This is a genomic window from Ruegeria sp. YTSC325 (assembly GCF_059609525.1).
In genome coordinates this window covers 72,908-85,950 of record NZ_JBXWLY010000009.1, presented here as the reverse complement: position 1 = coordinate 85,950, position 13,043 = coordinate 72,908, and the positions used below count along the sequence as shown (strand labels likewise).

At 56.6% G+C, this 13,043-nt stretch carries 12 protein-coding genes; 8 read left to right on the top strand and 4 right to left on the bottom strand.

Features of this window, described 5'->3' with window-relative positions; all coding sequences use genetic code 11:
- Positions 1–12: 12 nt before the first annotated feature.
- Positions 13–1,920 (bottom strand): molecular chaperone DnaK, encoded by a 1,908-nt coding sequence (gene dnaK / locus AC2FF7_RS14115; RefSeq protein WP_496847678.1) that lies wholly within the window; start codon positions 1,918–1,920, stop codon positions 13–15.
- A gap of 213 nt (positions 1,921–2,133) precedes the next feature.
- Here dnaK and AC2FF7_RS14110 point away from each other — a divergent pair, with 213 nt between their 5' ends.
- Entirely contained in the window at positions 2,134–2,736 is a 603-nt protein-coding gene (locus tag AC2FF7_RS14110) for an alpha-ketoglutarate-dependent dioxygenase AlkB family protein (protein WP_480868958.1), read from the top strand.
- On the opposite strand, the gene AC2FF7_RS14105 is transcribed toward AC2FF7_RS14110, so the two are convergent.
- A complete protein-coding gene (locus AC2FF7_RS14105) occupies positions 2,733–3,560 on the bottom strand; it encodes an ABC transporter permease (RefSeq protein ID WP_170755481.1) in 828 nt (275 codons plus the stop codon). The two genes, AC2FF7_RS14110 and AC2FF7_RS14105, sit on opposite strands and share 4 nt — an antisense overlap.
- Positions 3,561–3,682: 122 nt before the next feature.
- Here AC2FF7_RS14105 and cysQ point away from each other — a divergent pair, with 122 nt between their 5' ends.
- The 7 genes from cysQ (at position 3,683) to AC2FF7_RS14070 (ending at position 11,681) form a co-directional block, all read left to right on the top strand.
- Positions 3,683–4,480, top strand: a complete 798-nt coding sequence (gene cysQ / locus AC2FF7_RS14100) for a 3'(2'),5'-bisphosphate nucleotidase CysQ (protein ID WP_480868956.1) — start codon at positions 3,683–3,685, stop codon at positions 4,478–4,480.
- Positions 4,480–5,280 carry a 3-deoxy-manno-octulosonate cytidylyltransferase gene (locus tag AC2FF7_RS14095; RefSeq protein WP_480868954.1) on the top strand — a complete coding sequence of 267 codons (801 nt, stop codon included), beginning with the start codon at positions 4,480–4,482 and terminating at the stop codon, positions 5,278–5,280. Before cysQ ends, AC2FF7_RS14095 begins: the two co-directional genes overlap by 1 nt.
- A gap of 70 nt (positions 5,281–5,350) precedes the next feature.
- On the top strand, positions 5,351–6,334 hold the full coding sequence (gene galE, locus AC2FF7_RS14090) for a UDP-glucose 4-epimerase GalE (protein WP_496905808.1): 984 nt from the start codon (positions 5,351–5,353) through the stop codon (positions 6,332–6,334).
- A gap of 7 nt (positions 6,335–6,341) precedes the next feature.
- The gene (locus AC2FF7_RS14085; protein ID WP_496905807.1) at positions 6,342–7,409 is read left to right on the top strand and encodes a glycosyltransferase family 2 protein; all 1,068 of its coding nucleotides are present in this window, start codon (positions 6,342–6,344) and stop codon (positions 7,407–7,409) included.
- A gap of 136 nt (positions 7,410–7,545) precedes the next feature.
- A complete protein-coding gene (locus AC2FF7_RS14080; protein WP_480868948.1) occupies positions 7,546–8,532 on the top strand; it encodes a glycosyltransferase family 2 protein in 987 nt (328 codons plus the stop codon).
- Positions 8,529–10,229, top strand: coding sequence for a DUF5927 domain-containing protein (locus AC2FF7_RS14075; RefSeq protein WP_496905806.1), 1,701 nt, complete (start codon positions 8,529–8,531; stop codon positions 10,227–10,229). The genes AC2FF7_RS14080 and AC2FF7_RS14075 overlap by 4 nt, the downstream gene beginning before the upstream one ends.
- A gap of 6 nt (positions 10,230–10,235) precedes the next feature.
- Entirely contained in the window at positions 10,236–11,681 is a 1,446-nt protein-coding gene (locus tag AC2FF7_RS14070; RefSeq protein WP_480868945.1) for a nodulation protein NodH, read from the top strand.
- On the opposite strand, the gene AC2FF7_RS14065 is transcribed toward AC2FF7_RS14070, so the two are convergent.
- Positions 11,665–12,183, bottom strand: coding sequence for a L,D-transpeptidase family protein (locus tag AC2FF7_RS14065; protein ID WP_480868943.1), 519 nt, complete (start codon positions 12,181–12,183; stop codon positions 11,665–11,667). The two genes, AC2FF7_RS14070 and AC2FF7_RS14065, sit on opposite strands and share 17 nt — an antisense overlap.
- 61 nt (positions 12,184–12,244) lie before the next feature.
- Complete coding sequence (locus AC2FF7_RS14060; RefSeq protein ID WP_496905805.1) at positions 12,245–13,030, bottom strand: ion transporter; 786 nt, start codon at positions 13,028–13,030, stop codon at positions 12,245–12,247.
- Positions 13,031–13,043: the final 13 nt, after the last annotated feature.

Here is a 13,043-nt window from a genome sequence, read left to right as displayed (position 1 = left end):
CCCGGTGAGCCGTTAGTTACGTTTGTCGTCGTCCAGATCTTCGAACTCGGCGTCGACAATGTCATCATCGCCCGGTGCGGCATCGGCTGCGGCCGGTTCATCTTCGCCATCTTCAGCTTGCGCCTTGTAGATAGCTTCGCCCAGCTTCATCGCGGCTTCGGTGACGTTCTGAATGCCAGACTTGATCTTGTCGGCGTTTTCAGTTTCCAGCTCGTCCTTCAACGCGGCAATCGCCAGTTCGATGGCTTCGATGGTGGTCGGGTCGACCTTGTCGGCATGCTCTTCCATCGACTTCTCGGTCGAGTGGATGAGGCTTTCCGCCTGGTTCTTGGCATCGACCAGCTCGCGGCGTTCCTTGTCGGCTTCCGCGTTCTCTTCGGCGTCCTTGACCATCTTTTCGATATCGTCGTCCGACAGACCGCCCGAGGCCTGAATGGTGATCTTCTGTTCTTTGCCGGTGCCTTTGTCCTTGGCCGAAACCGAGACAATGCCGTTGGCGTCGATGTCGAAGGTCACCTCGATCTGAGGCATGCCGCGCGGTGCGGGTGGGATATCTTCGAGGTTGAACTGACCCAGGATCTTGTTGTCCGCAGCCATTTCACGCTCACCCTGGAACACGCGGATGGTTACAGCGTTCTGGTTGTCTTCGGCCGTCGAGAAGACCTGAGACTTTTTGGTTGGGATGGTCGTGTTGCGGTCGATCAGGCGGGTAAACACGCCGCCCAGCGTCTCGATGCCCAGCGACAGCGGGGTCACGTCCAGCAGAACCACATCTTTGACGTCGCCTTGCAGAACACCGGCCTGAATAGCGGCGCCCATGGCAACCACTTCGTCCGGGTTCACGCCTTTGTGGGGCTCTTTACCGAAGAACTTGGTGACCTCTTCGATCACTTTCGGCATCCGGGTCATACCACCGACCAGAACAACCTCATCCACGTCGCCAGCCGACAGGCCCGCGTCTTTAAGGGCCGCCTGGCAAGGCTTCATCGACTTCTTGATCAGGTCGCCAACCAGCGATTCCAGCTTGGCACGGGTCAGCTTCATGACCATGTGCAGCGGCTGGCCGTTGGCACCCATCGAGATAAACGGCTGGTTGATTTCGGTTTGCGAGGTCGAGGACAGCTCGATCTTGGCTTTCTCAGCGGCTTCTTTCAGACGCTGCAGGGCCATCTTGTCTTGCGACAGGTCGACACCGTGTTCCTTTTTGAACTCATCCGCCAGGTAGTTGACGATGCGCATGTCAAAGTCTTCACCACCCAGGAAGGTGTCGCCGTTCGTCGATTTGACTTCGAACAGACCATCGTCGATTTCCAGGATGGTCACGTCGAAGGTACCGCCACCAAGGTCATAAACCGCGATGGTTTGGGTTTCTTCCTTGTCCAGACCATAGGCCAGAGCAGCCGCTGTCGGTTCGTTGATGATCCGCAGCACTTCCAGACCGGCGATTTTACCGGCATCTTTGGTGGCCTGACGCTGAGCATCGTTGAAATAGGCGGGAACAGTAATAACCGCCTGTGTGACTTCCTCACCCAGATAGCTTTCTGCGGTTTCCTTCATCTTGCCCAGAGTGAAGGCCGAGATCTGGCTTGGGGAGTACTTTTCACCGCGGGCTTCGACCCACGCGTCGCCGTTACCGCCATTGACGATGTTGTACGGCACCATTTTCTTGTCTTTTTCGACTTCGGCATCATCCACGCGACGACCGATCAGACGCTTGACGCCAAAGATCGTGTTGTCGGGGTTGGTGACCGCCTGACGTTTTGCAGGCTGACCGACCAGTCGCTCATCTTCGGTGAAGGCGACGATCGAGGGCGTGGTCCGCGCCCCTTCGGCGTTTTCGATGACCTTCGGCTGCGAGCCGTCCATGATAGCCACGCACGAGTTGGTGGTTCCCAAGTCAATCCCGATTACTTTACTCATATGTTCGATCCCTTTCTCTTCAAGGCGATGTCCCGAGGCCGGGACCCGTTATGGCATCCCTGCCTCGATCTCAATTGCGCAATGGCCCTACACCATGACGCGTCCCGGCGTATATAAGGGCGAGACCAAAAGCCTGCAAGCGGTGTAAATCGCAGGTTTTCGGGAATCTGTGGCCTTTTTTGCAAGGTTTTGGCAAGGATTGGGGAATCTTGGATGGCACGGCTGCTTTTGCGCGATTTCGATATACGAAAAGCTTATCTGGACGGGCACGCTCAGGCGCAACTGGTCGATCTGCTGCGGCCGATTCTGAAATCTGCGCCATTGTTTCGACCAACTACGGCTTCGGGCAAGGAAATGTCAGTCCGCATGACATCCGCCGGATCTTTGGGATGGGTATCAGATAAAGCGGGATATCGGTATCAGGATCTGCACCCTAAAGGCATGTCATGGCCTGCTATCCCCGACCCCATCCTTGATATCTGGCGGGACCTCGCATCATCCGAACGCGATCCCGATTGCTGCCTGATCAACTACTACGGCGAAGGAACGCGCATGGGGCTTCATCAGGACAAGGACGAGGCGGATTTTTCATGGCCCGTTCTGTCTGTCTCACTGGGTGACGACGCGCTGTTTCGCATCGGCAACACCACCCGCGGCGGCAAGACCGAGTCGATCTGGCTGAACTCGGGTGATGTCGTAATCATGGGCGGACCTGCGCGCCTGGCCTATCATGGCATAGACCGAATTAGGTTCGGTTCATCCCGGTTGCTGCCCAAAGGGGGGCGGATCAATCTGACCTTGCGTGTCGCACGTTAACTGCGGGCACCCCAGCTTTGCGAGATATGCTGGCGTGTAAAGAAAATGCCCAGCAGCCCGATCAGCAGCAAGACAAGACCGACCCACAGCGGGTACTCCCAACTTGTGTTGCGCGGAAAGTAGTTGCGAAACACAAACCCGCGGCACTGATCAATAATGTGAAACAGCGGGTTCCAGATGAACATCAATAAAGTAAACCCTCCCAAACTGTTTGCTACAAACATCTTGCCCGAGAAAATCATGTTCATACGCCGGTACACGGTCGAGGAAATGGACACAAAAGTTGGCAGCCAAGGCTTCAGCGCCATGAACACAACGCCTACAGCGCATCCCGTGAACCATGCCAAAACCAGCATATAGAACGCACCACCAGGATCTTGCACCTCAAGCGGTTCGATCGCGACGTGGTATACAAACAGGATCACCAGGATCGAAACGAGCTGAGTGTATAATGTCCCAAAGGCCGCTGCCAAAAGCGATACCATCATGTTCATCGGAGAATGCAACATCATCGGATTGTTGCCCGTTGAAACCCCAGACACACCACTGACAGACTTCACATGGGTCAGAAACAGAAATACCCCGGACAACAAAAACAGGATCGGGTTACCGCGAATCTTTGCAACACCCGTAATTTTACCGACCAAGGTCATGATCAGATAGAACACCGTGACCAGCGCAAGAATTTGCACAATGTTCATAATTACGGCCAGCACAGCATTCGACCGCTGCGAACGGATGCTGCGCACGACCGCATGATAGATCAGCTCAAGTGTGGTAAATGCACCGCCCACCAGCGATTTATTTCGCTCAAAATAAAACACGTACGCACTCTTTCCCGCTGAATCGCCTGCAATTTGCCACGAATTTCTTGCCGTTCCGTAACCGGCGCATCATAAGGCCGTCAGAATTTTCGATCAACAAATCACTGGAACGGAGCATTGTTGTGACCTACGACGCCCTCATCCCTGTCATTCGACGCCTCGCCTTGGAAGCTGGCGACAAGATCATGGAGATTTATGAGGCAGATGATTTCGACGTCAAAGTCAAATCCGATGCCAGCCCCGTGACCGAAGCGGATGAGGCTGCAGACGCTCTGATTTCGGCCGGGTTGCGCGCTGCGTTTCCCGATATTCTGCTGGTTACCGAGGAACAGGCCGCCTCGCATTCGGAGAAAGGCGAAACGTTCCTGATCGTTGACCCGCTGGACGGGACCAAGGAATTCATCAACCGGCGCGGCGATTTTACGGTAAATATCGCTTTGGTCGAGAATGGCGTGCCGACGCGCGGCGTTGTCTATGCACCCGCTAAAGGGCGCATGTTCTATACCCAACCGAATGGCCAATCGGTCGAGGAAACCGGCACGTTGGACAAGGCACAAGCGGGGGATGTGACACCGATATCAGTCTCTAAACCAGACAATTCGGCGCTGATGATCGTGGCGTCGAAGTCGCACCGGGATCAGGCGACCGAGGATTACATCAACAAATATCAGGTCAAGGACAGTAAAAGCGCGGGCTCGTCGCTAAAATTCTGTCTGGTCGCAACGGGCGAAGCAGACCTCTACCCCCGCGTCGGCCGTACGATGGAATGGGACACCGCCGCAGGCCACGCTGTTCTGGCCGGTGCGGGCGGACACGTGGTGCGGTTCGACGATAATTCCCCCCTGACCTACGGCAAGGACGGCTATGCAAACCCGTTCTTCATCGCCTACGCTCCGGGTGTTGAGCTGAAGGAGGCCTGATGTCTGTTCTCATCGCTATTCCCGCCCGCTACGCCTCGACCCGCTATCCAGGCAAACCGCTGGTACCGCTGACCGGGGCTAGCGGCAAAGCCATGACCCTGATCGAACGGTCCTGGCGCGCGGCCTGTTCGGTGTCGGGCATCGACAAGGTGGTTGTCGCCACCGATGATGACCGCATCCGCGCCGCGTCCGAGGCGTTCGGGGCCGAGGTCGTGATGACCTCGGACACTTGCCAGAACGGCACCGAACGCTGCGCCGAAACCCATGCCAATCTGGGCGCGGGCTTTGACATTGTGGTCAACCTGCAGGGCGACGCGCCCCTGACGCCGCATTGGTTTGTCGAGGATCTGATCGCGGGCCTGCGCGCCGCGCCCGATGCCGGGGTCGCCACACCGGTGCTGCGCTGCGATGGCGATGCGCTCAACAGCCTGCTGAACGACCGCAAACACGGGCGGGTCGGTGGCACCACCGCCGTGTTCGCCGCCGATCACAGCGCGCTGTATTTCTCGAAAGAGGTGGTGCCCTATACCGCGCAGACCTATGCGGGCCCGGACGACACCCCGGTGTTTCACCATGTGGGCGTCTATGCCTATCGCCCCGATGCGCTGGCCGCCTATCCCACTTGGCCCGTTGGCCCGCTGGAGCAGCTGGAGGGGCTTGAACAGCTGCGCTTCATGGAAAACGGCCGCAAAGTTCTGTGCGTCGAGGTTGAGGCCAAAGGCCGCCAGTTCTGGGAGCTGAACAACCCGCAGGACGTGCCCAAGCTGGAACAGATGATGGCCGAGATGGGCCTGGATTGAATAAAACGGCCGCTGGCGTGTTTATCCAACAGGAACTAAACACGCCCGGTTTCGAAAACTGGATACTGAATTGACGCATATTCTTGTCACCGGCGGGGCCGGATATATTGGATCGCATGCCTGCAAGGCGCTGGCGCAGGCCGGCTATACACCTGTGACCTATGACAACCTGATCACCGGTTGGCAGGACGCGGTGAAATTCGGGCCCTTTGAACAGGGCGACCTGCTGGACCGCGCCCGGCTGGATGAGGTTTTTGCCAAGCACCAACCCGCCGCCGTGATGCATTTCGCCGCCCTCAGCCAGGTGGGTGAGGCGATGTCCGAGCCTGGTAAATACTGGACCAACAACGTCACCGGCTCGCTATCCCTGATCGAAGCCGCGGTCGCCGCGGGTTGCCGGAACTTTGTGTTCTCATCGACCTGCGCGACCTACGGCGAGCACGACAATGTGGTGCTCGATGAAGACACCGCGCAATTGCCGCTGAACGCCTATGGGGCCTCAAAACGGGCGATCGAGGATATCCTGAGGGATTTCGAAGCCGCGCATGGGCTGAACCACGTGATTTTCCGCTATTTCAACGTGGCGGGTGCGGACCCCGATGGCCAAGTGGGCGAATTCCACCGCCCTGAGACCCACCTGATCCCTTTGATGCTGGATGCCATTGACGGCAAGCGCGACGGGCTGACTGTGTTCGGCACCGATTATGATACGCCCGACGGGACTTGTATCCGCGACTACGTGCATGTTTGCGATCTGGTGGATGCCCATGTGCTGGGGCTGAATTGGCTGGAACAGGGCAAGGGCAGCCGGGTGTTCAATCTGGGCACCGGCTCGGGCTTTTCGGTGATGGAGGTGATCGGCCACTCCAAAGCCGTCACCAACCGCGAGGTGCCCTATTCCATCGGCCCACGCCGGGCTGGAGACTGCACCAAACTGGTTTCAGGGTCCGTCCGGGCCGGGGAGGAACTGGGCTGGTCGCCGGAAAGATCCACGTTAGAGACTATGATTGGCGACGCTTGGCGGTGGCACCAAAACGGCAATTACGAGAAATGAGCTTTTGGTGACCGATCCCGCACCCGATAACCTTCCGCCCATCAGTTGGACGCAGAAGTATCGGTTGCGGCTGAAACGGAGGCGGCTGTTGTGGCGATCCTTTCGCAGTCGCCACGATCTAACGGCCCTGGCAAACCGGACTGCTGGGATCGGACAAGACGCAATTTTGGCCTTTACCACTCTGCGCAACGAGATCACCCGTCTGCCCTGGTTCCTGCGCCATTATCGCGCGCTGGATGTTGACCACTTTCTGATCGTGGACAATGGCAGCGATGACGGCTCGGTCGAGCTGCTGCGCGACCAAACGGATGTTTCGCTATGGCAAACGCAGGCCAGCTATCGTGCGTCGCGCTTCGGCTTGGATTGGCTGACATGGTTGCAAATGCGCTATGGTCACGGGCACTGGACCTTGATGGTGGATGCCGATGAACTGCTTGTCTATCCTGACTACGACACCCGGACCTTGCACGACCTGACCGCATGGCTGGACGCAAGGGGACAGCGCTCTTTTGGTGCTTTGATGCTGGACCTGTACCCCAAAGGCCCGCTGGGTGCCGAACCTTATAACTCTGAAACCGACCCAACCGACCTGCTGAGCTGGTTCGATCCGGCGCCTTACAGATCACGAAGGCAGTCGCCTTTAGGTAATCTCTGGGTGCAGGGCGGTGTGCGGGAGCGCATGTTCTTTTCAAATAAGCCGGACCGATCCCCAACCCTGAACAAGATTCCACTAATACGTTGGTCGCGGCGGTATGCCTTTGTAAACTCTTGCCATTCCGCATTACCCCGAGACTTGAATGCCACCTACAACGGGCCGAATAACCAAACCCCATCCGGGGTATTGCTGCATACGAAATTCCTGCCCGAGATCGTCGAAAAGTCGCAGTCCGAAAAGACCCGCCGACAGCATTTCCACGATCCAGATCAATTTGGTGACTACTATGACGGGATAGCCGATCGGCCGACTCTCTGGACCTCTCAATCCGCACGCTACACGGGTTGGAAAACGTTGCAACAAGCCAAACTGATGGGTCTAATTGAGTGGGAAACCGCCACTGGGGCTAACGACTTGTAAATGCATTGCTTTGATACATGAAAAAATGGCATAACTCGACAATCACCCGGCACCACTCTGGCACATCCAGGCCCCGGGGATGCTCGCGTAAATCAAAAGGTTGGGCGGTCACGTGAGCCTGTTGGATTCTTACCGAATGAGACTGCGGCGCAAGCGCCGTATTTTGCGCTGCGCTCGAAAACGACGCGATCTTTCGACCGTCTCGAACAACACTGGTAAGATCAAACGCCGCGACACCCTGCTGATGAGCGTGGTGCGGAATGAAAAAATCCGCCTTCCTTATTTTCTGGAATATTATCGTAAGCTGGGTGTGAACCATTTTCTTTTCGTGGACAATGACAGTGACGATGGCACGGCCGAGTTCCTGGCCGCGCAGCCGGATGTTTCGGTCTGGCATACAAACGCCAGCTATCGGCGCGCGACCTTCGGGATAGATTGGTCGAACTACCTTTTGCGCAAATATGCCCATGGACACTGGGTTCTGACCGTGGACCCGGATGAGTTTTTTATCTACCCGTTTTGCGACACGCGGCCGCTGCGGGCACTGACAGATTGGCTGGACGGATGCGCCGTTCGCAGCTTTGGCACGATGCTGCTGGATATGTACCCGCGTGGCCCGGTCGATGCACAGGTTTATACCGAAGGGCAGGATCCGTTCGAAATTGCCCGTTGGTTCGATTCCGGCAATTACATGATCACCCGGAACCCGGAATACGGGAATCTATGGATTCAAGGCGGGCCGCGGGCACGGGTGTTCTTTCGCGATACCCCGTCAAAGGCGCCAGCGCTTAACAAAATCCCGCTGGTGAAATGGGATCGTCGCTATGCTTATGTCAGCTCGACTCATTCGCTGCTGCCACGAGGTTTGAACCAGGTCTATGACGAATGGGGCGGCGAAAAGGCCAGCGGCGCGCTGCTGCACGCAAAACTGATCAATACGCTGGGGGAAAAAGCCCGCGAAGAAATGGGCCGTCGCCAGCATTATCGCAAATCCGGCGAATATCAGGCTTATGCGCAGGGCCTGGACGAGCAGCCCGTCTTTTGGTGCACGTGGTCCGAGAAGTACATCAACTGGCGACAGCTTGAGATTCTGGGTCTTATGTCCAAGGGAAACTGGGCATGAGCAATCTGGGCGTCGTCATGCTGGTACACACGGCTCTGCACCGGGCCGAGCAGGTTGCGCGGCATTGGACGGCGTCGGGATGCCCCGTCGTGATCCACGTGGATCAGAACGTGTCAGATCAGGTCTTTTCCGATTTTGTGGCTTCTTGTGACGACAATCCACTTATCCGGTTCTCCAGACGTCACAAATGTCCGTGGGGCAGTTGGGGTCTTGTCGAGGCGTCGCAGGCAGGGGCCGAACTGATGCTGGACGCGTTCCCAGATGTTCACCATGTTTACCTGTCCTCGGGCGCTTGCCTACCTTTGCGACCAGTACCTGAACTGATCGAGTACCTCGCGCAACGCCCCAGAGTGGATTTCATCGAAAGTGCAACCACGGCAGACGTAAGCTGGACAATTGGCGGCCTGGATCAGGAACGCTTTACGCTGCGATTTCCGTTTTCATGGCGCAGGCATCGCAAACTGTTTGATGCCTATGTCAAATTGCAACGCGCACTGGGAATGCGTCGCAGCATTCCCGAGGGGCTGGTTCCGCATATGGGTAGCCAATGGTGGTGTCTGACACGCCAGACCCTGTCCGCAATTCTGCAAGACCCCAAACGCAAGGTCTATGATCGCTATTTCCGGCGGGTGTGGATCCCGGACGAAAGCTATTTCCAAACACTCGCCCGATTGTATTCCACACATATCGAAAGCCGGTCATTGACCTTGTCCAAGTTCGATTTCCAAGGTCGTCCGCATATATTCTACGACGACCATTTACAGCTTTTACGGCGGTCCGATTGTTTTGTGGCCCGCAAGATTTGGTGCAATGCCGACCGCTTGTATCAGACCTTTCTGACCAAACAGAGCAGCGCAGTCACTCCGGCTGAGCCAAGCCCCGGCAAGATCGACCGAGTGTTTTCCAAAGCGGTCGAGCGTCGCACGCACGGGCGGGATGGCTTGTACATGCAAAGCCGCTTTCCCCGGCATGGCAGCGAGAACGGTCTGACGTGTTTTCCCTACTCAGTGTTTCAGGGCTTTACGGAACTGTTCGACGATTTTGAAAGCTGGCTGACGGATACGACTGGTGCACGCGTCCATGGCCATCTCTTTGCCCCGGAACGTGCCCAGTTTTCGGGGGGTGAGACGATCTCGAATGGCGCACTCAGCGACTGCGCGACTTTGCGGGATTATAACCCAACCGCCTTCCTGTCTAATCTGATCTGGAACACGCGCGGCGAGCGCCAGTGTTTTCAATACGGACCTCGCGACACGCAGTCGCTTAATTGGTTTCTGGCGCGCGACAAGAATGCTCAGATTTCGGTCGTGACCGGGGCGTGGGCCATATCTCTGTTTCGGTCAAATATGAATTTTTCGGATATCCGGGCCGAGGCCGCGCGCCTTCAGCAGATCGAAACCAAGCAGCTCGAGGTTCTGAACTCGGTCTGGACCAAAGCGCGGGTACGAACGTGGTCACTGGCTGAATTCGTCGAATCCCCCATGGAACCCCTGCAAACTGTGGCAGACGAAATTGGAATGCAGACCCAAGCCCACCTGACGACCGCGCCGACGATGGTTGACCTGAGCGGCTTTGGACAGTTTCTGCAGAACCTAAAAAACCAAGGAATGCACCCTTACCTGATGGGCGATTTTCCTGCTGATGATGTGTTCGGCAAACGGACAAGACCCTATCACAAACCCTATCTGGTGCAGTGACCACTTATGCAGCCCCGTTTCGACTATTTTGTCATCCTTGCCGCCATGCGCACCGGCTCCAACCTGCTCGAGGCGAACCTGAACGCACTGGATGGTGTCACAAGCCATGGCGAGGCGTTCAATCCCCATTTCATCGGACGCGTTAAATCGGACACGCTTTTGGACATTTCGTTGGACGAACGGGACGCCGACCCGTCACGCCTGCTGGAAGCAATCAGGATTGCACCCGGCGAAATGAATGGGTTTCGTTTTTTCCAAGGGCATGATTCCCGCGTGTTAGAGCCTGTTTTGAGCGATCCCCGTTGCGCCAAGATCATCCTGACGCGTAATCCGTTGGACAGTTTCATTTCCCTGCAGATAGCGCGGGAAACCAAGCAATGGCAGTTAAAGAACGTAAAACGCCGGCGCGAAGCTCAGGTTGAATTCGATCCTCACAGCTTTAGGGACTATCTGGACCAGCAGCAGGATTTTCAGCTGTTTTTGCTGCACCATTTGCAGGCAAGCGGCCAAACGGCCTTCTACATCTCGTATGATGACCTGCATCGTCTTGAAACTCTGAACGGTCTGGCCAAGTGGTTAGGTGTGGAAAGTCGCTTGTCCCGGATCGACGACACGCTCAAGCCGCAAAACCCCGAGCCGCCTCTGGCCAAAGTCACCAACCCTGACGAGACCGAGCAATCCCTGCACGGGCTGGACTATTTCAATCTGCATCGCACACCCAATTTTGAACCTCGAAGAGGGCCGGCGGTCGCCAATTACGTTGCAGCACCGAACACGCGAGTGATGTATTTGCCAGTTCGCGGAGGTGTCGAGGATCGGGTTAAGGCGTGGTTGGCCAAACTCGACGGGGTGTCGCCCGAGGATCTGTTGACGAACCAGAACCGCAAGCAAACCCGGCACTGGCTTCAGTCCAACAAAGGGCATCGTAAGTTCACCGTTGTGCGCCATCCTTTGGCCCGCGCACATTCGGTGTTTTGCAGGTACATCCTCAGTACCGAACCTGGCGCCTATCTGAAGATACGCAACATACTGCGCAACCGGTTCAAAATCCCGATCCCGGGACATGTGCGCGCTGAAACCTATTCACTGGATCAACACCATGAAGCGTTCAGCGCGTTTCTGGTGTTTCTGCGCCAAAACCTCGCCGGGCAAACCCCTGTTCGAGTGGATGGCGTCTGGTGCAGTCAGGCACAAGTCCTTGAGGGGATGGCGTCGTTCGCTCTGCCCGATCTGATCTTACGCGAAGATGAAATGACCAAAGCGCTTCCTGATCTGGTGCGAGAGATGGGTCATGATGCCCCACCCATGCCGGATACAGCCCCCGATGACGCGCCATTCACATTGGCCGAAATTTACGACGAAACACTCGAAACGCTGGCAGAGGATGCCTACCAGCGCGACTATATGCAATTCGGGTTCGGAGGATGGAAACCGGCTACGGGCGCAACGTGATAGTCGTGCCGCGATTCACCATCGCATAGATCTCTTCGATCTCTTCGTTAGTGACCGCGATGCAACCCGCCGTCCAATCTTCTGTTTTCTTTGCCCGTTTACGCTCGGCCCGCTTGTTGGGTTGGCCGTGGATAAAGATGTCTCCGCCCGGATCAACACCGGCCGCCTTGGCCTGAGCCACATCCTGCGAGTTGGGATAGGAAATACCCAACGACAGGTGATAACGGCTGTTGGGATTGCGGCGATCAATCAGATACGTGCCTTCCGGCGTGCGTCCGTCACCGCGCTTGGTCTTGGTGCCCCGCGGAGCAAAGCCAAGGTCGACCTTGTATTCCTTCAGGACATGTTCGTTATGAAGAAGATAAAGTTTACGTGCACCCTTGTTGATCACTAATGAGGTGACCTCGGGCCCGTCATAGGTCAGAAACCTTGGGCTGGCCGACGCGCAGGCCGAAAGGCCCAGCGTTGCTACAGCACCCATTCCAAATGCTCGACGATCCATGTTTCACTGCCTGCTGCTCTGTTTTTTTCAAGGATTATGCCAGAATCGGCAAAAACTGAAATCACTTTTTGATGTCCGAGTGCTCAATTAAACGGCGCTCGATGCTTTCCAGCCGCTCCAGAACCTCATCGCGGTAGGCGTCGGTTTTAACCTCATCCTCGGCATGGTGGGCATCCTGCATCGAATTCACGATCAGACCGACCAGCAGGTTCACCACGGCGAATGTCGTGACCATGATGAAGGGCACAAAGAACAACCAGGCATAGGGGTACACCTCCATCACCGGGCGGACGATACCCATCGACCAGCTTTCCAGCGTCATGATCTGGAACAACGTGTAGGCCGACAGACCCAGATCACCGAACCACTCGGGAAAGCTGTAGGAAAACAGTTTGGTCGAGATCACGGCCCCGATATAAAACAGGATCGCCATCAGTAGGAACACACTGGCCATGCCCGGCAACGCCGAGATGAAGCCTTCCACCACTCGGCGCAGGCTCGGCGCAACGGATATTACCCGCAACACCCGCAGAATTCGCAGTGCCCGCAGCACCGACAGGGCACCCGCACTCGGGACAAGAGCGATGCCCACGATGATGAAATCGAAGATATTCCAGCCGCTTGTAAAAAACCTGCGGCCCGTTGCGACCAGCTTCATCGCGATCTCAGCCACAAAGATCGCAAGACACAACTTATCCAGAGTTACGATCAGGGGGCCCGCAGCCTCCATCAGCGTGGGTGAGGTCTCCATCCCCAAAAGCACCGCATTGAACAGGATGACCCCGGTGATGAATTTCCCAAACCATGGGGCTTCGATGATGGTCAGCAGGCGCTGAGTGATCCCCATTGGGATGGTCTCC

Excerpts from the sequence above, each read along its gene's own strand:
- dnaK (WP_496847678.1), bottom strand. The coding sequence starts at position 1,920 with ATGAGTAAAGTAATCGGGATTGACTTGGGAACCACCAACTCGTGCGTG.
- AC2FF7_RS14110 (WP_480868958.1), top strand. The coding sequence starts at position 2,134 with ATGGCACGGCTGCTTTTGCGCGATTTCGATATACGAAAAGCTTATCTG.
- AC2FF7_RS14095 (WP_480868954.1), top strand. The coding sequence starts at position 4,480 with ATGTCTGTTCTCATCGCTATTCCCGCCCGCTACGCCTCGACCCGCTAT.
- AC2FF7_RS14080 (WP_480868948.1), top strand. The coding sequence starts at position 7,546 with ATGAGACTGCGGCGCAAGCGCCGTATTTTGCGCTGCGCTCGAAAACGA.
- AC2FF7_RS14075 (WP_496905806.1), top strand. The coding sequence starts at position 8,529 with ATGAGCAATCTGGGCGTCGTCATGCTGGTACACACGGCTCTGCACCGG.
- AC2FF7_RS14070 (WP_480868945.1), top strand. The coding sequence starts at position 10,236 with ATGCAGCCCCGTTTCGACTATTTTGTCATCCTTGCCGCCATGCGCACC.
- AC2FF7_RS14065 (WP_480868943.1), bottom strand. The coding sequence starts at position 12,183 with ATGGATCGTCGAGCATTTGGAATGGGTGCTGTAGCAACGCTGGGCCTT.
- AC2FF7_RS14060 (WP_496905805.1), bottom strand. The coding sequence starts at position 13,030 with ATGGGGATCACTCAGCGCCTGCTGACCATCATCGAAGCCCCATGGTTT.